Raw genomic sequence first — 23290 nt, forward strand, 5'->3', positions numbered from 1 at the left:
TATCGGGAATTGACCGTGGGCGAAGTGAAGGAACATTTGCAGGAGCATAATATTCCTGTAAGAATTTGAGTAAACGCAAACCTAACGACTGTGGATATTGGCAAAAATGCTCCGTAGGGCGGGGTGCCCTCACCCCGCCGTGTAAACCGAAACATAAACCGTAAAACAACGGATACCATGTAAACCGTAACCCACACATCACCCATATAACATGGTGGTTCATTGAGGGACGGCGGGGTGAGGGCACCCCGCCCTACGGTAATAGGAAGTGAATATTTTGAATTTAAGCAAATTTTTCGTAAAGGCACCTTTGGTTCCTGTGGTTTGCCAGGACGAGCGAAACGGCGAAGTCCTGATGCTCGGCTACGCGAACGAGGAGGCTCTGCAGCTGACGATGGACACCGGCACGGCGTGGTTTTTCTCGCGCTCGCGCCAGAAGCTGTGGAACAAGGGCGAGACCTCGGGCAATTTTATCTTTGTCAGCAGGATTCTGTCCGACTGCGACGATGACACGCTCATCTATGTCGGCACGCCCAAGGGTCCGGTCTGCCACACCGGACACCGCACCTGCTTTTTCACCACGCTGTGGGAGAAGCCGGAAGAAAAGTAAAAGGAGAGCAGTATTATGAATTCGTTTGAGCAAATGGAAGCCGTGATCGCGCAGCGCCGCGCCGAGCCGCAGGAAGGCTCATACACCTGCTACCTGTTCGAGAAGGGCATTGACAAGATTCTCAAGAAGGTCGGCGAGGAGTGCGCCGAGACCATCATTGCAGCCAAGAACGGCGACAAGACCGAGCTGGTCGGTGAGATCAACGACGTATTCTACCACATGATGGTAATGATGAATGAGTGCGGCGTGACCATGGAGGATGTCTGCAAAGAAATGGACATCCGCGCCCAGAAGATCGGCAACCTGAAGAAATTCCACGTTTCCGACCACAATACCTAAAATTGAGCGAACAGAGAGACCTGTGCATTTTTTGCACAGGTCTTATTGTTTTGTCGGAAGGAATATGGTATGATGAACCTGAGGTGAGCAATATGCGCAGAAAAGACAGAGAAATCACCGGCCGAGAGAACATAGAGCCGATCCTGCAGGCCTGCAAGGTCTGCCGCGTCGCCATGACCGGCACGGACGGCTGGCCGTACGTCATTCCGATGAACTTTGGCTATATCTGGGATGAGGACGGGCTGACGCTCTACTTTCACGGCGGCGTGAAGGGCAAGAAGATTGATTCGCTGAAAGCCGACCCGCGTATCTGCTTTGAGCTGGACTGCGAGGGCGGTCTGACGAGCGGCGGAGAGACGGCCTGCCGGTACAGCTATGCGTTCTCGTCCATCGTGGGGTACGGCAAGGTGGAATTTGCAAAAGATAATGACGAGAAACGCCGCGGCTTTGACATCATCATGCAGCACCAGACCGGCAAGGGCGGCTGGACGTACACGGACGCGGCTCTGTCCGTCACCGAGGTGATGCGCGTGCGCGCGGAGTCGTTTGAGGCCTCGCGCAAGGCGCCGAAGGGATGAGTATGAAGCACATCGGTACCAAAATTCTGGCAGGCGTGCTGGTGGTGTTGCTGGCGGGAGCGGGCGTGCTGATCTGGCGCAATCTGCCGGAGGATGCACCGCGCCTGCAGGAGCCGGAGGAAACCGTTCGGCAGGAGCCGGAGGTGCAGCCGGACACCACAGCGACCCTGTGCGTGGCGGGCGATATTGTGGCGCACATGCCGCTTGTCGCGGATGCGTGGAACGGCGAAGCGTATGATTTTACGCACCTGTTCACGGACGCAAGGCCGTATTACGAGGCCGCGGATTACACAACGGCCTGTCTGGAGACCACGTTCAACGGGCCGCCGTATGCGGGCTACCCGCAGTTCTGCGCGCCGGATGCGCTGGCCTCCGGCCTGAAAACGGTTGGGTTTAACCTGCTCTCCACGGCGAGCAACCACAGCATGGATACCTGGTACAGCGGTCTTGTCCGCACACTGGATGTGCTGGACGCCGCCGGTCTGGAGCACGTCGGCACTTACCGCACACAGCAGGAGCGCGACGCGGTGAAGATCATCGACGTGGGCGGCATCAAACTGGCCATGCTGGCGTACACGTTCAGCACAAACGGTCTGCCAGTGGACAGTGAGCACCCGTACAGCGTCAGCGTCTACACGACCGACTACATGACCGACTGCAGTGCGGTGGATTACGACCTGATTCAATCCGATCTGGACAAGGCGGGGCAGTCCGGTGCGGATGCGATCGCCGTGTATGTACACTGGGGCAACGAGTACCACACCGAGCCGTCCGAGCAGCAGGAGCAGTTGGCGGACTACCTGTTTGCGCACGGCGCGACACTGGTGCTCGGCGGGCACGCGCATGTGCCGCAGCCGATGGAGCTGCGGACGCTGCCGGACGGACGCACCGGCTATCTGTGCTACTGTCTTGGTAACCTGATCTCCAACCAGTTTGACCCGTACACCAACCTGACGGCGGCTGTCACGCTGACACTCACCAGAAGCGGCGAGACTGGACAGGTGACGGTTTCCGGCGCGGAGTACGCGCCCATGTTCATGCTGCACGCAAGCGATTCCAACGAGGGACGCTACCGCCTGCTGGATATTCGGAAATCCATGCAGGATTTTGAGCAGGGGGATACGTCGGTTGTAAACCGGTCGGTGTATGACCGGATGCAGCAGGGCCTTTCCGACCTGCACCGTATCTTCGGCACGGATGAGGTGCTTTCGCTTGCAGCATAAGAAAATATTTACGGTTTCTTTACATACAGTGCTCGACACTGTGTTGACTTTGCGACACGATGCTGATACAATAAATCTGTACCAAAAATGCACAGTCCGCAGAGAAACAGGGAGGAACGGCTCATGCCGGAGGCGAAAAACAACCGCAGAGTGCGCTTTACACGGTCTGCACTGCGTGAAGCACTGATTGACCTGATTCTGGAGAAGCCGCTGGTTTCTATCACGGTCAAGGACATCTGCGCGAGAGCGGACATCAACCGCTCGACCTTCTACCTGCATTTCAAGGACGTGACCGACATCCTGCGCACGACCGAGGACGAGATCATCGAGCACATGCGCGAGCATGCGCCGATGCACGAACGGGAGTGCCGCGAGCTGCAGGAGATCAAGGGATTCTTTATCGACTTTCTGGAACAGATCCGGAACAATCCGCGCATAATGAAGGTGATTCAGGTGCTGTGCAGTGAGCAGGGAGACCCGTATTTTGTACGCAAGCTGCAGACCATGACGTATGAAGCCTTCCTCGACGGCTGGGATATGCACATGATGCCGGAAATGAGCGAGCAGCGGAAGCTGCTTGTGTTTTCGTATATCATTTCGGGCATGGTATCCATGCTGTCCACCTGGGCGACCAGAGCGCAGGACACGCCGACCGAGCAGGTCGTATCGCTTTTGATGGGGTTGATGTGGCACGGACTGGACTGTTTTGCAGCATTTGACAAAAAAAGTGCTTTTCCGACCGAATAAGCCACTTGACATTTCTATGGGAAGATGGTATATTATAACTGCTTCGTAAATAAGCAATGTTTTCCGTCGATAGCATTGCGGATCGGCCCTTTTCGGTGTATTCCGGGAAGGGTCGATCACTTTTTATATAAAAAACTTTGAGGGGGAGAAGGAATTGCACAAACAGGGAGCTTTGCGCGAATTCGGGCACTATGCCGCGATGAACATCCTGGGGATGATCGGCATTTCGTGCTACATTCTCGCGGATACATTTTTTGTCGCACAGGGCACGGGCTCGCTCGGATTGGCGGCGCTCAACATCGCCATACCGGCGTACAACCTGATGAACGGCATCGGCCTGATGCTCGGCGTGGGCGCGGCAACGCAGTACATGATCGCGCGGGCGCAGAACGATCAGAGACAGGCGGACAGCGTATTCACGCACGCGGCGGCACTCGGGCTGCTGCTCGGCGTGCTGTTCCTGTTCGGCGGACTGTGCTTTGCGCAGCCGATCGCGCGGCTGCTCGGCGCGGACGCGCAGACGCTCGGCATGACGACAACCTACCTGCGCATGCTGTGGTGCTTCGGGCCGTTCTTTGTGATGAACAACGTGCTGCTGGCGTTTACGCGCAATGACGGTGCGCCGACCGTTGCCATGTGCGGCATGATCGCGGGCAGCCTGTTCAACATCGTGTTCGATTACATTTTCATTTTCCCGTGCGGACTGGGCATGTTCGGTGCGGCGCTTGCGACCGGCTTTTCGCCGTTTGTCAGCATTCTGGTGCTGCTGACGCACCTGCGGAGGCCGTCCCGCGGATTCCATCTTGTCAAAACGCCGCTGCGCGTCAGCCGTGTGCCGAGCCTGTGCGCGCCCGGTCTGTCCTCGCTCATCGGTGAGATCGCCTCCGGCGTGGTGCTGCTGCTGTTCAATCTGGTGCTGCTGCGCCTCAGCGGCAATACCGGTGTGGCGGCTTACGGCGTGGTGGCAAATCTTGCTCTGGTGGGAATCGCTGTCTTTACCGGACTGTGCACCGGCATACAGCCGCTGGTCAGCCGCAGCTCGGGTCTCGGTGACAGGGAACAGCTGCGGCGGCTGTTCCGCTGGGGCATCTGTACTGCGCTTGCGATTGCAGCCGTGCTGTGCGTATCGGTTTTCCTCGGCGCGGAGCCGCTGACGGCGGTGTTCAACAGTGAGCATGACCCGGAGCTTGCCGCTTACGCGGAGAGCGGCCTGCGGATCTACTTCACAGGCTTTTTGTTCGCGGGCGTGAACATGGTCACGGCAGCGTTTTTCAGCGCGTCGGATAAGACCGTGCAGGGCTTTGCCATTTCGCTGCTGCGCGGCGTGATTGCTGTGCCGCCGATCCTGTTTCCGCTCGCGTGGGCGCTCGGCGTCGATGGCGTCTGGCTGACGTTCCCGATGGTGGAGCTGGTCACGGCGGTCGCCGCACTTGTCTGGGCGCGGAAGTACATCGTTGAGAATTGAGAAACGGCGTGGTGGTTTGCGTTGGTTCTCCCCCTCAAATATCATTCTTCATTATTGCACGAAAAAAGGACTGATTCTCTCGAATCAGTCCTTTTCAGCTTGTCGAAAAAGCAATATTCGATTTTTATGCTTCGTGCGGCAGCACGCATTCAATTGAATTTGCTTTGCAAATTCATAAATTCCGGGAGCATGCATCTCGGAATTTATACAAGGGAAGAAAAAATGTGTCCGGAGGACGCGGTTTTTCTTCAGCATTCGATCGAAAGCGTGGTTTCGATCGAGAGGCTGCTCGAAAAACGATAGTTTTTCGACAGCCTCGGACTGATTCTCTCGAATCAGTCCTTTTATAATACCGCTTAACCTTACAGCTCTTCCACAAGCGCCTTAAACAGCTTGCCGCGTTCCATGAAATTCTTAAAGCGGTCGAACGACGCGCTGGCCGGACTCATGATAACGACATCGCCGCTTTCTGCGCGGGCAGCGGCCTCCTGCACGGCTGTTTCGAGGTTTTCCACCTCGATAATCGGGGGATGCTCGCCCTCGATATTCTCCACGCACTCACGAATCTTGGGTGCAGTAGCGCCGGTGAGCAGCAGCAGCTTTACATGGTCGCAGATAGGCTGACCGAGCACGTCATACGGGATATGCTTGTCGTAGCCGCCTGCAATGAGAATGACCTTCTGCTGGAAGGAATTGAGTCCTGCGATGGTTCTCGTCGGACTGGAGGCGATGGAGTCGTTGTAATACTTCACGCCGTCCTTCTCGCGCACGAACTCGATGCGATGCTCAACGCCGCCGAACGTGGTCGCCACGGCGCGGATATCGTCGTCAGAGGCATAACCCTGCACAACAGCCGCCGCCATCATCATGTTGTACACGTTGTGCGCGCCCGGAATGCGGATATCGGATGCGGGCATCAGCTCACGGCGCACGCCGCCGTCCGCGATGTAGATAACGTCGTTCTTGAGGAACACGCCGTTGGCCAGCTCCTGCGTTTTGCTGGTGCAGAACAGGTTGCCGGACGCCTTGAGCGAGCGCGTCACCTCATCGTCGAGATTGAGGATCAGCTTGTCGTTTTCGCCCTGATTGCGGTAAATGGCAGTCTTGGCCTGCACATACTCGTCAAAATCCTTGTGGTAGTCCAGATGATTGGGCGTCAGATTGGTGATCGCCGCAATGTGCGGGGAGTGCTTCATGCCCATCAGCTGGAACGAGGACAGCTCCACGACTGCAAGGTCGTTTTCGGTCATCGTGTCCACGCGGGGGAGCAGGGGCGTGCCGATATTGCCGCCGAGATGCACGGTATAGCCCGCGTGCTTCAAAATCTCGCTGACGAGCGTGGTGGTCGTGGTCTTGCCGTCCGAGCCGGTGATGCCGATGATCGGACACGGGCAGACCGCGAAGAAAAGCTCCATCTCGCTGGTGATCTCCGAGCCGTTTGCGCGCGCCTTCTCAAGAAAACGCGGGTGAACGCCCGGGGTACGGAAGATAACGTCCTCATCGAGCGCATCAAGGTAATGCGGGCCGAGAACGAAGTCTACGCCGAGGGTAGCGAGGGTAGCATAGCCGTCGCCAAGCTCGGTGGGTTCTTTTTTGTCATGCACGGTAACGCGCACGCCTGCAGCGCGCAGCATACGGATGAGCGGCATATTGCTCACGCCCGCGCCGATTACGCCGACCCGTTTATCCGACAGGCCGCCGAGGTATTGTTCTAATGCTGTCATAAATGCGTAACACCGCCTTTTGTACTTTGACAGTATACATGATTTTTCACGATTTTGCAAGTCCGGTTTGACGAGAGCGTTTTTTTACGGTATAATGCTATTTGTGACTGGTGCAGACGGTCGCGTGCCTTCGGGCATGAGGAAAGTCCGGGCTGCACAGGGCAAGGATAACGGATAACGTCCGCCGAGGGTGACCTTAGGAATAGTGCAACAGAGATATACCGCTGTTTTATGTCCGCATAAGGCAGTAAGGGTGGAAAGGCGAGGTAAGAGCTCACCACGTCCCATGGCAACATGGGAGGTCTGTAAACTCTATCCGCAGCAACGCCGACTGGGACTATGATTTGCCCGATCGTCCCGACTGGCGGCTTGAGATGCACGGCAACGTGCATTCGAGATAGATGACCGTCCACGACAGAACCCGGCTTACGCACCAGTCATGCCATAAAAGCACCGTAGATTTTCTGCGGTGCTTTTTCTTTTACCCTCTGCAGATGTGTAACCGTAGGGGCGAACATTGTTCGCCCGCAGCGCGACCGGAGCCTGCGCAAGGAACGGCCGCAGCACGACCGGAGCCTGTGCAAGGAACGGCCAAGCATACGTTTAACCATAGTGCGGGCGCACACTGTGCGCCCCTACGGTTACGCCTGTGCAGATGGTTTATAGACGGTGTGCCCCCTACGGGATACATAGTACACTTCTATAAAAACTGCCGTTGTATTTTGGCACTTTCTCCATATCCTGCGCCGGAAAAATTTGTTATACTTGAGGAAGGATAGGGAGGTGCATTTTATGAAAGGACTGGGAAAACGAATCCTCGTGATGGCGGCTGTGACGGCGGTCTGTGTGTGGGCAGCCGGAAAATCCGGCTATGCGGTAAAACCGTACCGGCTGGACGAGGACACGCTTGCACAGCAGGTGCAGACGCTTAAGGAGAACAATCTGACGAAGTTTTCCGGTGTAACGATATACGATGGTATCGTGATCGGTGACACGGTGTATTATGTAATGACGCAGGATGGCATCGAGCAGGAACGCTTTTTGGGCGAAATGACTGCGAAACGCAGCTGGCTTGGTACATGGAAATTTTACAGTATGGGCTCCGGCGATTCCGGCATTAACTACGATATCACCGGCTGCGGCGGACACAATTTTCTGCTGCTGAGCGGAAAGGACCCGGAACAGCAGGTCGCAAAAGTGACGCTCGACTGGTATGGACAGACCTATGAGATGACGAATGAGAGTGCAAAGCCATATTTTCTGCTCTGCACCGAGCTGACCGGATACATGCCGGAGGACGGGTTGCCTTCAGAGGATATGTTCCGTTTTTACGATAAAAACGGCAAGGAGATTCCGCGCTGGTACGATTCATACAGCGGCTCGATGGATGGTTCAAGTATTGCGGTCGCACAAGGCAGCATTTACAAGGCGGAATAGACAAGGAGCACCTGCGGTCGGCAGGTGCTTTCTTTTGATACTGAGATTGAATGGTTTGCGGGCGAACACTGTTCGCCCCTGCGGTAAAGCCGGCGATTACTCGACGCAGCGCAGACGGAACTCGCGCAAGGATAGCGACAATTCCTAACTGCTAATTCCTAATTACTGATGATCCGAACTTGCTTACAGCTATATAAATGTGTTATAATAAAATTTAATTGGACAAACACAAGGGGAGGAACCACTGTTATGATGATCGAATGTCCGCACTGTCATATGGAAACCGAACACAAGGTGATCGACCATATCAATATCGACCGAAATCCCGAGCTGCGGGCAAAGGTACAGGACCTGTCTGTCTTTCGTGTCAAATGTCCAAACTGCGGCGAAACCGTGCTCGCCGTACACCCGTGTCTGTACCATGACATGGCAAACCAGTTTATGGTATGGCTGTGGACCGAGGACGGTCAGGTTCCCAAGGCGGAATTTGATCCGCTGGCGGGCTACACCCTGCGCGTGACCGACAGCCTCAACACCTTCCGTGAGAAGATCAACATCCTCGAGCGCGGTCTGGATGACCGTACCATCGAGATCATGAAGCTGCTGCTGTTCGCACAGCTTAACCGCGACCTCGATGTTGTCGAGCTGCTCTTCCACGAGCTGGACGAGCGCACGGGCGATTTCCGCTTCGTTGCCGTGCTTTCCGACGGCGCGGAGCAGTATGCCGCCATGCCGGGCGCGGCGTATCAGCGCCTGCACGCGGATGTGGAAACCTATCTGTACACGCCGGGCGGTGAGTTCTCGCGCATTGATATGACGTGGGCGCATCAGGCACTCGAGCTGCTGCACGAGATGGGCTGACGTTTTACCTTCTCCGCAGGGCATAAAAAAGGATGTGCCGTTTTGACACATCCTTAGATTTTTTCATTCTCAGCCGATAAGCAGCTGCACCAGCGTGCCGCCGATCACGGCGGTGGCAAACGTTGCGGCGATGACCGGCAGGGCGCGATGACGGCCTTCCTTCTCCTCGAGAAGAACGATGTAGCCGAAGCCTGCGCCGGTGGAAAGACCGGCAACCAGAGCGCCGAAGCTGATCGTGCCGCCGACAAACAGCTCGCTGAGCAGCACGCTCATCGCACAGCTCGGAATCAGACCGAGCACCGCGCACAGCAGCGGCTGGAAGATGCTGTTGGTCAGCATGAGGGAAGCCACGCGCTCCTCACCGATGCCGTGTACGACCATGTTGAGCGCGAACAGCACGACAAACAGGAAGATGGTGGTCTTGATGGTGTGGGACAGGATATTCGCCACCGGCGAGGTCTCACAGCCGCAGTCGCCCATCTCGATCTCAAGCGGGCCGTCGGTTCCGGCCTTGTGCCTCCGGAACACGGTGCAGCGCAGAATATAGCCGCCGATGACCGCGATCGCAAACTTGACCACGAGCAGCAGCACCACCTGCTGTACGCTTGCGCCGCCTGCCAGCATGATGGGCACCGCCTCATCCGAGGTGGCAAGGAACACGGCAACCAGCGTTGCCGGTGCAAGAAAGCCTGCCGAGAACAGCGCGGACGCTGCCGCGGAAAATCCGCACTGGGGAATGGAGCCGGCGAGTGCGCCGACCACCGGACCGAACTGCGCCGCACGCGAGAGCAGCTCCGGCGTATTGGTCAGCCGGTTTTCAATGTAGTACAGCAGTGCGTACACGACCAGCAGCAGCGGTACGGTCTTGAGCACATCGAAAAATGCTTCCGGCAGAACGTGATGAATAATTTCTAACAAATAGGTCACCTCATAGTTGATCTGTGGGTTGATAACATTCGTGTTGTCTCAGAGACAATTATAATAAGTATAGCATAAAACCCAGTCCACAGGCAAGCGGGATTTGCCGGACTGCATACCAAAGATAGCAAAAGGAATCGAATATTTACCATGAAATTTAACGAACTCAAGTTGGAGAAAAACATCCTCAAGGCACTGAAGGAGGCAGGCTATTCCGAGCCGACGCCCATTCAGCAGCAGGCGATACCGCCGGTGCTCGAGGGCCGAGACCTGATGGGCTGCGCCCAGACCGGCACGGGCAAGACCTGTGCGTTCGCAGTGCCGATCATCCAGCGCCTGGCAAAGAGCGAGGGCGGAAAGGGCACCATCCGTGCGCTCATCCTCACACCGACGCGCGAGCTTGCGCTGCAGATTTACGAAAACGTGTGCCAGTACGCGCGCTACGTGCCGTGCAGTGCGGCGGTCATCTTCGGCGGCGTATCGCAGGTGCCGCAGGTCGAGGCGATCGAACGCGGTGTGGATATTCTCATTGCCACGCCGGGCCGTCTGTGGGATCTGATGGGTCAGAAGATCGTAAAGCTGGACAAGGCAGAGTTTTTCGTGCTCGACGAGGCCGACCGTATGCTCGATATGGGCTTCTTCCCGGATGTCAAGCGCATCGTCAAGTTCCTGCCGAAAAAGCGCCAGACTCTGCTGTTCTCGGCTACCATTCCGGCGGAGATCGCTGATCTGGCAGAGAAAATGCTGCATGAGCCGGAGCATATCTCGGTAACGCCGAGCGCAAAACCGGCGGACAAGATCGAGCAGCAGCTTTATTTTGTAGAAAAGCAGGAAAAGCGGGAACTTCTGCCGGATATCATCCGTCAAAGCAATGTACACCAGGTTCTGGTGTTCACCCGCACCAAGCACGGCGCAGACAGGGTCGCGCGCGACCTCAACCGTGCGGGCATCAAGACCAAGTCCATCCACGGCGACAAGTCGCAGAATCAGCGTCAGCGTGCGCTCGCGGACTTTAAGGAGTGCAAGATCGCGGTTCTGGTTGCGACCGACATTGCCGCGCGCGGCATCGACATCAACGACCTGCCGCTCGTTATCAATTTTGACCTGCCGAACATTCCGGAAACCTATGTACACCGCATCGGCCGCACCGGCCGTGCCGGTCAGGAGGGCACCGCGATTTCCTTCTGCGACCGCTCCGAGCGTCCGTACCTCAAGGATATCGAAAAGCTGATCGGCAAGCGCATTCCGGTTGTCGGTGAGATTCCGCACGAGGAAAAGGAGGAGGAGAAGCGCGAGTCCGGTCAGCGCAAGACCGCCAACAAGCGCTCCCGCCGCAAGCCGGTCTCCGAGAACGCCACCGCCGAGGAGGTCGCCGCAGATGTGGCCCGCGAAAAGGAAGCCAAGAAGAAGGCGCGTCAGGCGAGAGCGAATGCCAAGCGTCCGTCCCGCCGCGAGAAGGCCGCCGAGAAGCAGACCGAGCAGCAGGCGAAGGCAGCCGCGCCGCGCTCCCGCAAGGGCAGAAACGACCGAAACGACAGAAATGATTCGAGCCGCAGAGGCCGCCGGAACGACCCGTACGCCCGCTTCGAGAAGAACGAGCCGCGCGTAGATGCCCACACACCGAGCCGCGCGTATGCGCTCAGCGATGAGGCTGCCGCGCGCATCCGCAGGAAGGTCGAGGCCGCACTGGCCGCTCGTGCCGCGAAAGCGGACGGCAAGGCCGCTCCGCAGCAGGAGAAGAAGGGCAGAGGACACGGCAGCAAGTCTGCGCAGAAGCCTGCACAGCAGCAGAACAAGACGGCACAGAGCAAGACGACGAACCATCGTCATAGACGCCGTCGTACCCCGAACAGCAACCGCAAGGGTTAAGAAGTTGCTGTCATAACCATTGCACACCGCCTGAACGGCTTTTTTGCCAGCATACTGCGTTGTTTTCCCTTGCAATCCGTCAGGATTCCTGCGGAAAAACGCCTTGTCTGCTGACAAAAAATCTCGTTCATCCGGCGCACTCTGGCTATGAAAGCAACTTCAGCGATAGAGACAAACCTGAACCGTATCCCGCGGTTCCCGGATTGAGAGAGAAGGAGCAACACGAATGAACGGCGCAAAACACCGCTTCGCACTGGGACTGACCTGCTTTTTTCTGATCGGCATCACGGTTGTGTATCCGTTTCTGCTGTACACACCGAACGCGTTCGTCACTCGCTGGCGTGAGTGGTACATCGAAACCGCAATGGGCACCATGACGCACCAGTGGCTGGCCACCTGGTTTATCCCGGAGGATATCATCAACGAGGTGATGACCAAGCGCTACCTGATGAACCAGAAGCAGGAGGGCATCGTCAGCAACTGGGACGGCGCATGGGAGGAGAAGGACACCGCCGAAACGCCGAAGGACAAATTCTATGCCATGTTCAGTGAGCTGAACGAGAGCGGATTTGAGAGCTTTCTGGCGGATAATCCGGAGTATCTGGAAAACGGCTATGACCAGATCAACATCGATCTGATCGGTGAGCCGAGCCAGACGCATTACGACACCGGCCTCAAGACCAGGCAGGGCGACACGGTGTTGGCGATCAACGCCGCGCACGGCATCCTGATCGTCGAGCAGACCGGCGAGGACACGCTTGGCATGGAGTACGCGGGCAAGATCGCGCTCTGCAAAAAGCCTGAGAATATCTTTGTCGGCACGAGCGAGGGCCTTGGCGATTACGGCTCGTTCGTATCCGATATGGTGAGAGATTATGACGCCATTCTGGGCATCAACGCCTCCGGCTTTGCCGATTTTGACGGCAACGGCACGGGTGGCACCGTGTACGGCTTTCTGAAAAGCCGGGGAGAGAAGTATCAAGACGCAGTAGGCGACGGCTGGAAGATCATCGGCTTTGACAACGAGGATCACCTGCAGGTCGGTGCGTTTAACGATACCTCCAGCCTGCGCGACGCGGTGGAGTTCCACCCGGCGCTCATCATCAACGGCGAGAATCTGGTCGCAGGCACCGGCCTGAACGAGCAGCAGCCGCGCACGGCCATCGGTCAGGCGAAGGACGGCACGGTTATCATGATGGTCATTGACGGCCGTCAGATGCACTCGTTCGGCATTTCGATCGAGCGCTGCGGCGAGATCATGGAGCAGTATGGCGCGTATCAGGCGTCCATGCTGGACGGCGGCTCGTCCTCCGTTATGGTCTATCGCGGCCGCGAGATCACCAGTCCGACTACGCTTTCCCAGAATGAGGAAGGCCGTTATCTGCCGGATGCATTCCTGGTGAAATAAAAATTATCACGATTTCGGAAAAAACACTTGTATTTTCCGTCATTGCATGATAGAATAAATAAGCGCCTGTGGGACAGGCGCGATACGGAGAAGTATCGAAGTGGTCATAACGAGCTCGACTCGAAATCGAGTTGGCGGTAACACGCCACGTGGGTTCGAATCCCACCTTCTCCGCCAAAACAACAGCCATCCATTCGGATGGCTGTTGTTTTTTGCTCCGAAGGTGGGATTCGAAAGGCGGCTCTTAGAAACATGCCAGTGGCATGTTTCAACCGCCGTGGGTGCCCGTAGGCCGACAACCTCTAAAATATTTAATGGTTGCTTGCCGCAGAAAAGGAATCCCACCTTCTCTGCCGGCAGGGCAGGCGGGATTCAAACTCACCTGAAAAAATTCCTCAATCAACAAAATTTTTTCTCCGCGCGGCAAATTTTCTATCATGTAAATCACCGCAAAAGCCGCGAAAAAGTTCGATATTTCACCGATTTTACCGACAATTCACGGTGTTTGAAAATTTCTCAAATTTTTTCGCAATTTTTGTTGACAAAGGGGGATACCCCTGCTATAATATATCTTGTCGCTGAGAGACAAGCGGTTCACCGCGAGAGATCAATGCGAGTGTGCTGGAACTGGTAGACAGGCACGTTTGAGGGGCGTGTGTCGATCGACGTACGGGTTCAAGTCCCGTCACTCGCACCACCTTCTTTCAACAACAAAATATGCGGATGTGGCGGAATGGCAGACGCGCTAGCTTCAGGTGCTAGTGTTCGCAAGGACGTGGGGGTTCAAGTCCCCCCATCCGCACCAAGTTAAAGAGCTTCAAACTTACGTTTGAAGCTCTTTTTCTGTACTTTGCGGAAAGCTCGTCGGAGCAGGGAGGAGGCTGTCCAATACCCTTGTCTAACAGATTGTCTGCCATTTCACCCGATTCCGCAGAATGCACCAAAACCAGGCCGACAGACCACGGATTTTCTGTATTGACACTCGCCCAAACCGTGGTACAATTATAACAGAAAAAGCAGAGTAGAGCACAATGCGTTAAGTGCCGCTGAAACGGGGAGTTGTTCGGCGGACGAAAGGGAGCCTTTTCCTTGCGGTATTGTGGTCGCATCCCGCTGCTGCAACTGTTTAGGCACTTTCCTAAATCGCTGTGGCAACAGATGAATTTGATTAGGAGGTGTCTTTTTCTATGTCTAAAACTCCGAATATCTTTGTCCGCTCGCTGCGTGAGCTGAAGTCCACCCGCTGTCTGGCGGTCACGGCGCTGCTCATTGCGATCAATGTCACGCTGGATCTGCTCGGTCTGTCGATCAAGCTGCCGCCGAACCTGCGTATCGGCTTCGGCTTCCTGTGCAATGCGTCGATCGGCATGCTGTTCGGCCCGGTTGTCGGCATGATGGCCGGCGTGTGCACCGATGTGCTCGGCTATTTTGCGGGCAACCTGTCTATGGGCGCGTATTTCCCGGGCTATACGCTGACAGCCGTTGTCGGCGGTCTGATCTGGGGCCTGTGGCTGTATCCGCGCAAGGTCACCGTATGGCGTGCGATCGGCGCAAAGACCTGCATCAACCTGTTCTGCAATATCTGCCTGAACACCCTGTGGCTGACCGTCACCGGCGGCAAGGCGATGAGCGTGCTGCTCGTTACGCGCGTGCCGAAGAACCTTATTCTGCTGCCGATCGAGATCGTGCTGGTCTACTTCGGCATGAAGCTGGTCAACCGTATCTATGGCGCGCTGCCGAATGGAAAAGCGGCGACGGAAATCGAGAATTGAAAATGGAGAATGATCCGTAAGATAAAAACAGTCCCTCGGCCTGTCGCTTGACAAAGCCGGGGGATATGCTATAATAAAGTCAAAGGGACACTGTTACAGCAGTCAGGCCCTTGTACTTTCAGCAGTTAAATTTTGATGACCGTTTCGGGTACCAGCCGGACGGTCATCGCGCTTTTATACAGAAAATGTACAGTACAATGACCGCACATACAAAAAGCTGAAATGCTTTCTTCTGCACTTGCGCCACCTCCTTCCTGCCGCGGACTGCGGGAAAGGAAAAGAGGGTCTGACCGCCTTATGTAACAGTGTCCGCAATGATTATAGCATATAACACCGAATAAAGTCAATCAGCCGCCTTTTCGGGCGGTTTTTGTTTTATTTGAAAACATTGGCAGCATGCTTTCAGCTTTTTGTGAATAATTCTGTTTTTCCCTATGCAAACGGCTGATTTTTTGTTATACTATATATGATTGGAGAAGAACGGTACAGTCCGTTCGCTGAAAGGGAGTGACCTCTTTATGAAACTTACAAAAGAGAGTATTAAACATAACGTGGCATGGAAGGGTTATCGTCTGCCGCAGTACGACATTGACGCCGTGCGCGAAAACACCCACAAGGCACCGACTTGGCTGCATTTCGGCGCCGGAAACCTGTTCCGCGCCTTCCCGGCTGTACTGGCGCAGCGCCTGCTGACCGCCGGTCTGTCCGACACCGGCATTATCTGCTGCGACGGCTACGATGAGGAACTGATCGACCGCTGCTACCGCGCCTGCGATCATCTGTCGCTGGTTGTCACCCTGTATTCCAACGGCACGATCAACAAGGAAGTGGTTGCGTCCGTTACCGAAAGCCTCAAGCTGAGCGAGGATATGCTGCGCCTGAATGACATTTTCCTGGCGCCGAGCCTGCAGATGATCAGCTTTACGCTGACCGAGAAGGGCTATATCATCCAGGACGACACCCGTGAGTTCCTGCCGGACTACAAGCACGACCGCGAGAACGGTCCGGAAGGCTGCCAGTCCTTCTTCGGCAAGCTGACCGCACTGTGCCTCGATCGCTGCCGCGCCGGTCTGCCTCCGCTGGCACTCGTTTCGCTGGATAACTGCTCGGACAACGGCACCCGTCTGGAGCGTGCTGTCCGTCACATGGCACGCGCATGGCAGCGTAACGGCTTCATCACCGAGGATGAGTATTACTTCCTGCTCAAGAAGAATACCTTCCCGCTGTCCATGATTGATAAGATTACCCCGCATCCGGATAACCGCATCGCAGACAAGCTGGCGGCTGACGGTCTGGAGAACGCAAAGCCGTTCGTAACCGAAAAGGGCACGCACGCGGCTGTTTACGTCAACTCCGAAAGCCCGCACTACCTGCTCATCGAGAACGCATTCCCGAACGGTCATCCGGCTCTCGAGCAGTGCGGCGTTATCATCACCCGCCGCGACATCGTTGAGAAGTCTGCGATGATGAAGGTAAGCACCTGCATGAACCCGATGGATACCGCCCTCGGCGTATTCGGCTGCATGCTCGGCTACACCCGCATCAGCGACGAGATGAAGGACACCGAGCTGGTCAACCTCATCACGCGCCTGAGCGAGCAGGAGGCAATGCCGATGGTAGCCGACCCGGGCGTTATCGACCCGGAGGCATTCCTGCACGAGGTTCTCGGCGAACGTTATCCGAACCCGTTCCTGCAGGATTCCCCGCAGCGTACCGCAACCGATACCTCGCGTAAGATTGCGCCGCGCTTCGGCACCACGCTGTACGCTTACTATAACTCCATGCTGCCCGCACACCGTGCCACCAGGCTGATTTACATTCCGCTGGTACTGGCCGGCTGGCTGCGCTATCTGGAAGGCGTGGACGATAACGGCAGCGAGTTCACCCTCAGCCCCGACGCGAATATCGAGCATGTCCGCGCACTGATGGGCAACCCGAAGCTGGGTGACGACGTAAGCGAGGCTCAGCTGTATCCGCTGCTGGCAAACCGCTACTACTTCGGTGTCAACCTGTTTGAGATCGGCGTAGGCGAGACCGTTGTCCGCATGTTTGGCGAGATGAACCGCGGCCCGCACGCTGTTCGCGAGACGCTGCAGAAGTACTGCGGCGAGGAGCAGGAGCAGGAGTGGATTTTCTCCTGATTACCGAAAAAACGTAAGACAAAAGGCGAACCGTAAGGTTCGCCTTTTTGCTATAATGGAGGATTGAGAATGGAGAATGAGCGCAGCAGGGAAGCGATGGTAAAGAAAACGGCGGACCATAGGTCCGCCGTTTCTGTGTGTTGCAGCAAATTTTAATTGCACGATTGTGTTGCCATTATCAGTCTGTGCCTTTTCGCATAGAAAATAACCGCCCCTGAATTGGTATTTTCAAGCTATCTAAGTTTTTAGGAACGACCGCTCTTGCCAGAGAGCCGGTCATTGTTGCAACTACAAGGTTAGTATATCGAATATCATATTATTTTGTCAAGCAAAATAGTAAATTATACGTTTAATCGGCGTTTGTTATCCGATAGTAAAGTTTACAATACCTTTCCAAAGAGCGTAAAGCAAGTCTTCAAATGATGCCTGCGGGTTATGAATTGCAAACCATACAAGGCCCGCCGTTAAAAGGACAGACACCGCGATTATCACCCAGAAACAATACCATCGCTGTTTAGGTGTCATATGATTTCCCTCCTCAGTCATAACGGTAATTTTCACCTCGGGGAGTTTTACATCTGATATCTATATAGTAACAGATATTCACGGTTTGCAAAGGGATTTTGCACAGAAGCCGGTGCATTATTTTTGTCCGGCGGCTACCCGTAATCCCGGCGCATACCTGAGCCATTTCCCGCTCTTGAGCCGCAGGAAGAAGCAGACCGACCGGCACAGCCAGTCACCGATCATGGCAATCCAGATGCCGATCGCGCCCATGCCGAAGTGCACCGCGAGAATATATCCCGCGACAAGCCGCAATCCCAGCATGGAGATAATCGAGCACACCATCGGATACCTTACGTCATTCGCCGCACGCAGGATATTCGGCATGGCAAACGAGGTCGGCCACAGGAAGATCGCGCAGCCGTTGTGAATCATAATCAGCGTCATGCCAAGCGCAAGCGCCTCTGCGGACACGCTGTAAATCTTGAGAATGAGCGGCGTGCACGCGATCGTGACAAGGCAGGTGCTGGCGGTAACGGCGTAGGTAATCATCATCAGCTTTTTCGCCATGCGGCGCGTCTGCGGCTCATCGCCCGAGCCGATGCACTGCCCGATAACCGTAATCATCGCCAGACTCATCGCCTGACCCGGAATGACGGCTACGGCATCCAGGTTATTCGCCAGCGCATTCGCGGTAATCTGGGTCGTACCGAACAGCGAGATCATGCTCACGACGAGTACGCGGCCAAGCTGAAACAGGCTGTTTTCCAGACCGTTCGGCACACCGATCTGCAGAATGCGGCGGATCAGCTCCTTATCCGGTCGAAACCGCTGTCCGCGCCGCAGAGAGACCGTGTGCTCGGGGTTCAGCAGCAGAATCGTGATAGCGACAGCCGCCGTGCCGCGTGACAGCACGGACGAAAGAGCTGCGCCTCCGACGCCCCACTTGAACACGAAAATGAACAGCGAGTTGCCGATGAGGTTGACGATGTTGATCAGTCCCGCAATCAGCATGGAGATACGCGAGTTGCCCTGTGCGCGGAACAGCGCCGCGCCTGCGTTGTAAATCGCCAGAACGGGGTAGGAGAACACGCTGACTGTCAGGTAGGTGAGCGCACTGTCCATCACGCTGTCCTCGATGGTGCCGAACAGCAGCCGCAGCAGCGGTGCGCGGAACAGCATGACGAGTGCCGAGATAATCAGCGCAATGACCGTCACAACTAAGTACAGCTGCTTGGAGGCGTCGCATGCACGGTCGTTCTTTCTCGCACCGAGCAGCTGCGCGACCACGACAGCGCCGCCGGTCGCCAGTGCGGAAAAGATGTTGATGATGAGTACGTTGAGCATATCGACCAGCGATACGCCGGAAACCGCCGCTTCACCGACCGAGGAGACCATCATCGTGTCGGCCAGACCGACCGTGATGGCGAGCACCTGCTCGATAACGAGCGGAAAAATCAGCTTTTTGAGTGCGGCATTGGGAAATAACTCTTTACTCGTAAAAAATACACCTCGAATCAGAGAATAACGCGGTACGCCTCGATCAGCCGTTCGAGCGACCATGCGGCGTTCGCGGGACTGGTGGAGGGCAGCTGCGTGATGGGAACGCCGGTATTCGGCTCGATCAGCCTGCGGTACAGCTGCGCCGACTTGCCGCCGGTGGCAAAAATGCGCGTAATTTTGCTCTCGCGGAGCAGGCGGCCTATGTCGTTCGGCTCGGCGTTGCGGATAGACGTGTCGGACGCGCCCGCAATATCGCATTTGGCGATGGTGTCCCACAGCGCCACATGATGCCGCAGGCACATCGCACGCTTGTCCTCAATGGAGACCGGCACCTCCTCGCTGAGCACAGCCGCCAGCACGCGCCAGAACCGGTTCTGCGGGTGGCCGTAAAAGAACCCGACCTCGCGGGATTTCGGGCTTGGAATCGAGCCGAGCAGCAGCACGCGCGACTCGCTGTCGTACAGCGGCGGAATGGTGTGAACGATGGTTTGCAGTTGCATGGATCAGTCCTCCAGTACGGAAACAAAGCTGCGGAATGCGCTCGGCAGCGCATAAGCATCGCGCAGCTCGGCAGGTGTGACAAAGGTGAGAGCGGGTGCAGGTGCGTCCAGTTCGACATACACGCCGTTCATGTGCCACTCCACATGGGTGAAAATATGCTTGGCAGGCCGCAGAGAGAGCAGCTTTCGCACGCTCCAGTCCATTTCGGTGAGCGCCGCGCGCAGCTCGTCCGGCGAGAGATGGCCATCGAGTGACGGCAGTTCCCACAGACCGGCGAGCAGACCCTTTTTCGGTCGCTGCCGCAGACCGATAAGCTGACCGCAGCGCACAAGGAGCACGGTGCGGTTTTCCACTCTCCGCGCCTTTTTCGCCGCGCGGAGCGGCAGCACAGCCGCGTTTCCGCGGTGAAAGCCCTCGCAGAGATGTTGAATCGGGCAGTCGTCACAGCGCGGTGCGCCGTTCGGCAGACAGACGGTTGCACCAAGCTCCATCAGAGACTGGTTGAGGTCGCCGGGGCGGTCGGACGGCATGAATGCGGCGAACCGTTCGCGCGTCTGCTTTTTGAATTTTGCGTCCGTGATCGGCGTAAAATCGTTATCCAGCCGCGCCGCCACACGCAGAACATTGCCGTCCACCGCCGGAACGGGCAGTCCGAACGCGATAGACGCCACCGCGCCTGCCGTGTACTCGCCGACGCCGGGCAGAGCAAGCAGCCTGTCGTAATCAGCAGGCAGTTCGCCGCCGTATTCTTCGCACAGCAGGACCGCTGCACGGTGCAGGTTGCGCACGCGGCTGTAGTAGCCGAGTCCCTCCCAGAGCTTGGTGTAAACGGCCTCGTCCGCCGCCGCGAGAGCGGGAATATCGGGCAGCGCGTTCATCCAGCGGGAAAAATAGCCGCGCACGGCCTCCACGCGCGTCTGCTGCAGCATGATCTCGCTCACCCAGACGCGGTAGGGAGCAGGCTCAGACCGCCACGGCAGGTCGCGGTGCCCGGCGGCATACCAGCTCAGCAGCGGCTGCACGATGGCCTTGCTTACCCCGCTCAATATTTCATGTCATCCAGCGTAGCGCCGGTGTAGAACATGGTGAAGGTCGCGTCGGCAATGTGCTTGCCCTCGTCGTCATGCACCTCGACCATGTAGACCGACACCTTGCGGCCGCGCTTGCGCTCGTATGCCACAGCGGTCAGCTTTTTGCCGCAGCGGCCCGGGCGGTAATAGTGGATGGTGCTGTCGAGCGTGACGGCCACCGTGCCCTGAGACGCTGCCGCAGAGCCGGCCGCAATGTCGCACAGCGTGAAGATCGTGCCGCCGTGCGCCATGCCGAGCGGATTGAGCAGCTCGGGGGTCAGGTCAAGCTCTACGGTTGCGCCGCCGTCCTTGTCGAGCGTCACAACATGCATGTGCATCAGCTTGTTTAAGCCGCCGGCTTCCTGCCGCAGCTTGAGGATTTCTTCGATGGTCAAGGTTAGGACTCCTTTATCATGATATAATCTTTTGATAAACGATGGTTTTTCGCCTTCGAGGCGAACGGTTCTTGCCTGCGCGGCAGGCGCACAAGAGGGTAGACACCAAGGTTTCTACCCTCTTGAGAATCACCCATTTCCTTAGAGGGCACGGCGCAGATTGCCGATATGTGACCGCTGCGAAGCAGGGGAACGGCAGAGGATTTTTTCTTCCGCAGAGACGCACTGCGTGCGCTCATGTATCCGCATATTCGCAGTGTCGGATACCTTTCTGCTACACAGACCAGCTACTCTACGCAGAGCGCGGCATAGCAGTGCCGCGCAACTTGTTTGCGCGTTGTGCCGGAAGGCACCTGCGAAGCTATCTGGTTTGTGCTATTTATCCTCGTAGGTGCTGTCTGTAATCTCCAGACTTACGAATTGTGCGGCACTGTTATGCCGCGCCTGCGTAGACTAAACCGCCTGTGTAGCAGTACGCTGTCTGTGAACTGCGAACAGGTTGCGAAACGAACGCAACGGTAACCCGACTGCCGTACCCCATTTTCGAAGCGGTCGCCGCTCTCCGATTTTCGCCGGGCTAACAAACAAGGGAAAGGTAGGAGTTCAAAGAGGAAGGGAAACCGCAGGTGTCCCTTCCTTTTTGCCCCCGCGGCGGGCGCCGCAGTCTCCCGCGCTCCGCAGAGCGCAACTCCCCGCTGAGGTTCAGCGAAAAACTCCCGCCCGTCAGGGGCGAACCCGCTAACGCAGTTCGAGTACCCCGTTCAGCCGGTGCAGAAAAAACTGCCGCCCGTCAGGGGCGAACCCGCTTACGCAGTTCGGGTGCACCGGTCAGCCAGTGCTGAAAAACTGCCGCCCGTTAGGGGCGAACCCGCTTACGCAGTTCGCGTGCCCCGGTCAGCCGGTGCTGAAAAACTGCCGCCCGTTAGGGGCGAACCGCTCGATCGGTGCAGGATAACAGGTGAAATCTGCGATACTACTCTATTTTATTATAAAATGCACCCGCTCCTGCGTCAAGCGCAACCGTCCGGCGAAGCCTGACGAATTTTTCTAACAGCCGTCGGATTACACAATCCCCAATATGTAGTTACCAATCGGAAACAGGACAACAAAATGCAGGGAAAAGTGCCGAAAATACAAAGTGAGCCTGTCGAAATGCGTCGAAAATGACGGTTTTCTGTACTTTACAAACGGTAATACGGCGAGTATAATATAAATATATATTTTATAGTTGTGCCTTCTGCGGCACAACGCAGACGGAGAATGTTGGAATGAGTGATTTTTCGCGCACGCTTGCGCTTCTGCGACGGGAAAAGAAAATAAGTCAAAGAGCGGCAGCGGGCGACCTCGGCGTTTCGCAGGCGCTTCTCAGCCACTATGAGAACGGACTGCGCGAACCCGGTCTGTCTTTTGTTGTGCGTGCGGCGGATTATTACGGCGTGTCCTGCGACTACCTGCTCGGCCGTTCGATGGCGCGTGACGGCTCTGCTGTGCCTGCCGAGCGCATGGAGGGCACGGCCACCGAGACGGAGCACAGCCAGATCGTGCAGGCGGCAGCTCTGCTGCTGCAGGTTGCCGAATCGCTCGAGAGCAAGCAGCTTTCGCACGAGATCGAGTCGTATTTCGCGGTTGCGATCTACAAGGTGTACCGCTATCTCTACATGGCCGACCCGGCCGGTGTGGATGCGGTGTTCCGCGCGCCGCAGGATCGCTTCGAGTACCTGTGCGATGCCCGCATGAAGGAGCATGAGCTGAAAATCCGTCTGGCGGCCAACGGCGAGGAAGGCTGCGGTTTGACGCAGGAGAATATCCGGCGGATGCCGCTCGCCCCGAGCGAGATTGCACGGCGTTATCCGGATTTGTCGAGCGCACTGCTGACTGTTCTGCAGCAGGTGTCGGATTCGATCGACCGGAAAAATAAAATGCAATAATTTCGGATAAACCTATTGACAAATACACCGGCGTGAGGTATACTAAACAAGTCGCTGAGACAAGACGACTTGATGAAATGCTGGTGTAGCTCAGTTGGTAGAGCAGCTGATTTGTAATCAGCAGGTCGGGGGTTCAAGTCCGTCCACCAGCTCCAATCAAGCTGGTAACTAAATATGGAAGGTTTCCCGAGTGGCCAAAGGGAACAGACTGTAAATCTGTCGTCTATGACTTCGGTGGTTCGAATCCACCACCTTCCACCAAAACAGAAGGACATTCCAAAAGGAATGTCCTTTTTC

The 23290-nt window shown here is 56.4% G+C and carries 19 protein-coding genes, 5 tRNA genes, 1 other RNA gene and 1 riboswitch; of the genes, 19 read left to right on the top strand and 6 right to left on the bottom strand.

The window, feature by feature from the left end; genetic code table 11:
* Positions 1-277: 277 nt before the first annotated feature.
* From hisI to ACWVX6_RS09170, 6 genes are all read left to right on the top strand, one after another.
* The gene (hisI, locus tag ACWVX6_RS09145; RefSeq protein ID WP_455152966.1) at positions 278-610 is read left to right on the top strand and encodes a phosphoribosyl-AMP cyclohydrolase; all 333 of its coding nucleotides are present in this window, start codon (positions 278-280) and stop codon (positions 608-610) included.
* 15 nt (positions 611-625) lie between these two features.
* Positions 626-949, top strand: coding sequence for a phosphoribosyl-ATP diphosphatase (hisE, locus tag ACWVX6_RS09150; RefSeq protein ID WP_118285349.1), 324 nt, complete (start codon positions 626-628; stop codon positions 947-949).
* A gap of 92 nt (positions 950-1041) precedes the next feature.
* Positions 1042-1527 (top strand): pyridoxamine 5'-phosphate oxidase family protein, encoded by a 486-nt coding sequence (locus tag ACWVX6_RS09155; RefSeq protein ID WP_455152967.1) that lies wholly within the window; start codon positions 1042-1044, stop codon positions 1525-1527.
* Between the two features lie 2 nt (positions 1528-1529).
* A complete protein-coding gene (locus ACWVX6_RS09160) occupies positions 1530-2750 on the top strand; it encodes a CapA family protein (RefSeq protein ID WP_455152968.1) in 1221 nt (406 codons plus the stop codon).
* Between the two features lie 123 nt (positions 2751-2873).
* Positions 2874-3497: a TetR/AcrR family transcriptional regulator gene (locus ACWVX6_RS09165; protein ID WP_455152969.1), complete on the top strand. Its 624-nt coding sequence runs from the start codon at positions 2874-2876 to the stop codon at positions 3495-3497.
* Between the two features lie 154 nt (positions 3498-3651).
* A complete protein-coding gene (locus tag ACWVX6_RS09170; RefSeq protein ID WP_455152970.1) occupies positions 3652-4962 on the top strand; it encodes an MATE family efflux transporter in 1311 nt (436 codons plus the stop codon).
* Between the two features lie 362 nt (positions 4963-5324).
* Here the strand turns inward: ACWVX6_RS09170 and murD are convergent, their stop codons facing one another.
* Complete coding sequence (gene murD / locus ACWVX6_RS09175; RefSeq protein WP_227600451.1) at positions 5325-6686, bottom strand: UDP-N-acetylmuramoyl-L-alanine--D-glutamate ligase; 1362 nt, start codon at positions 6684-6686, stop codon at positions 5325-5327.
* A 104-nt stretch (positions 6687-6790) separates the two neighbouring features.
* Here murD and rnpB point away from each other — a divergent pair.
* The 3 genes from rnpB to ACWVX6_RS09190 all read left to right on the top strand — a co-directional run bounded on the left by rnpB (position 6791) and on the right by ACWVX6_RS09190 (position 8984).
* Positions 6791-7130: RNase P RNA component class A (gene rnpB, locus ACWVX6_RS09180), an RNA gene on the top strand.
* A gap of 348 nt (positions 7131-7478) precedes the next feature.
* Positions 7479-8123 (top strand): hypothetical protein, encoded by a 645-nt coding sequence (locus ACWVX6_RS09185; RefSeq protein ID WP_455152971.1) that lies wholly within the window; start codon positions 7479-7481, stop codon positions 8121-8123.
* A 249-nt stretch (positions 8124-8372) separates the two neighbouring features.
* Positions 8373-8984, top strand: coding sequence for a CpXC domain-containing protein (locus tag ACWVX6_RS09190; RefSeq protein WP_116704948.1), 612 nt, complete (start codon positions 8373-8375; stop codon positions 8982-8984).
* A gap of 69 nt (positions 8985-9053) precedes the next feature.
* Here the strand turns inward: ACWVX6_RS09190 and ACWVX6_RS09195 are convergent, their stop codons facing one another.
* A complete protein-coding gene (locus tag ACWVX6_RS09195; RefSeq protein ID WP_133241573.1) occupies positions 9054-9902 on the bottom strand; it encodes a putative manganese transporter in 849 nt (282 codons plus the stop codon).
* Positions 9903-10052: 150 nt separating this feature from the next.
* Between ACWVX6_RS09195 and ACWVX6_RS09200 the strand changes: the two genes are divergently transcribed.
* The 7 genes from ACWVX6_RS09200 to ACWVX6_RS09230 all read left to right on the top strand — a co-directional run bounded on the left by ACWVX6_RS09200 (position 10053) and on the right by ACWVX6_RS09230 (position 17092).
* On the top strand, positions 10053-11771 hold the full coding sequence (locus ACWVX6_RS09200; protein WP_455152972.1) for a DEAD/DEAH box helicase: 1719 nt from the start codon (positions 10053-10055) through the stop codon (positions 11769-11771).
* Positions 11772-11997: 226 nt separating this feature from the next.
* Positions 11998-13179, top strand: coding sequence for a phosphodiester glycosidase family protein (locus ACWVX6_RS09205; RefSeq protein WP_118760434.1), 1182 nt, complete (start codon positions 11998-12000; stop codon positions 13177-13179).
* A gap of 86 nt (positions 13180-13265) precedes the next feature.
* Positions 13266-13356: transfer RNA gene (locus ACWVX6_RS09210), tRNA-Ser, on the top strand.
* Positions 13357-13791: 435 nt separating this feature from the next.
* Positions 13792-13876 (top strand) — tRNA-Leu (locus ACWVX6_RS09215).
* A 22-nt stretch (positions 13877-13898) separates the two neighbouring features.
* A tRNA-Leu gene (locus ACWVX6_RS09220) sits at positions 13899-13984 on the top strand.
* A 210-nt stretch (positions 13985-14194) separates the two neighbouring features.
* Positions 14195-14297, top strand: a riboswitch (THF riboswitch).
* Positions 14298-14366: 69 nt separating this feature from the next.
* Entirely contained in the window at positions 14367-14951 is a 585-nt protein-coding gene (locus ACWVX6_RS09225; RefSeq protein WP_118646308.1) for a folate family ECF transporter S component, read from the top strand.
* Between the two features lie 518 nt (positions 14952-15469).
* Positions 15470-17092 carry a mannitol dehydrogenase family protein gene (locus ACWVX6_RS09230; protein ID WP_455152973.1) on the top strand — a complete coding sequence of 541 codons (1623 nt, stop codon included), beginning with the start codon at positions 15470-15472 and terminating at the stop codon, positions 17090-17092.
* 642 nt (positions 17093-17734) lie between these two features.
* Here the strand turns inward: ACWVX6_RS09230 and ACWVX6_RS09235 are convergent.
* The 4 genes from ACWVX6_RS09235 to ACWVX6_RS09250 are packed head-to-tail and all read right to left on the bottom strand — an operon-like array spanning position 17735 to position 21065.
* Positions 17735-19159, bottom strand: a complete 1425-nt coding sequence (locus ACWVX6_RS09235) for an MATE family efflux transporter (RefSeq protein WP_455152974.1) — start codon at positions 19157-19159, stop codon at positions 17735-17737.
* Complete coding sequence (locus tag ACWVX6_RS09240) at positions 19114-19599, bottom strand: DNA-deoxyinosine glycosylase (RefSeq protein ID WP_455152975.1); 486 nt, start codon at positions 19597-19599, stop codon at positions 19114-19116. Before ACWVX6_RS09240 ends, ACWVX6_RS09235 begins: the two co-directional genes overlap by 46 nt.
* 3 nt (positions 19600-19602) lie before the next feature.
* Positions 19603-20646 (bottom strand): A/G-specific adenine glycosylase, encoded by a 1044-nt coding sequence (locus tag ACWVX6_RS09245; protein ID WP_455152976.1) that lies wholly within the window; start codon positions 20644-20646, stop codon positions 19603-19605.
* Positions 20643-21065 carry a PaaI family thioesterase gene (locus ACWVX6_RS09250; protein WP_110436509.1) on the bottom strand — a complete coding sequence of 141 codons (423 nt, stop codon included), beginning with the start codon at positions 21063-21065 and terminating at the stop codon, positions 20643-20645. Before ACWVX6_RS09250 ends, ACWVX6_RS09245 begins: the two co-directional genes overlap by 4 nt.
* A gap of 1268 nt (positions 21066-22333) precedes the next feature.
* Here ACWVX6_RS09250 and ACWVX6_RS09255 point away from each other — a divergent pair.
* From ACWVX6_RS09255 to ACWVX6_RS09265, 3 genes are all read left to right on the top strand, one after another.
* Positions 22334-22993, top strand: coding sequence for a helix-turn-helix domain-containing protein (locus ACWVX6_RS09255; protein ID WP_110436510.1), 660 nt, complete (start codon positions 22334-22336; stop codon positions 22991-22993).
* A 79-nt stretch (positions 22994-23072) separates the two neighbouring features.
* Positions 23073-23148 (top strand) — tRNA-Thr (locus ACWVX6_RS09260).
* 21 nt (positions 23149-23169) lie between these two features.
* Positions 23170-23254: transfer RNA gene (locus tag ACWVX6_RS09265), tRNA-Tyr, on the top strand.
* Positions 23255-23290 lie beyond the last annotated feature (36 nt).

The sequence above is a fragment of the Butyricicoccus sp. genome, from assembly GCF_977037065.1.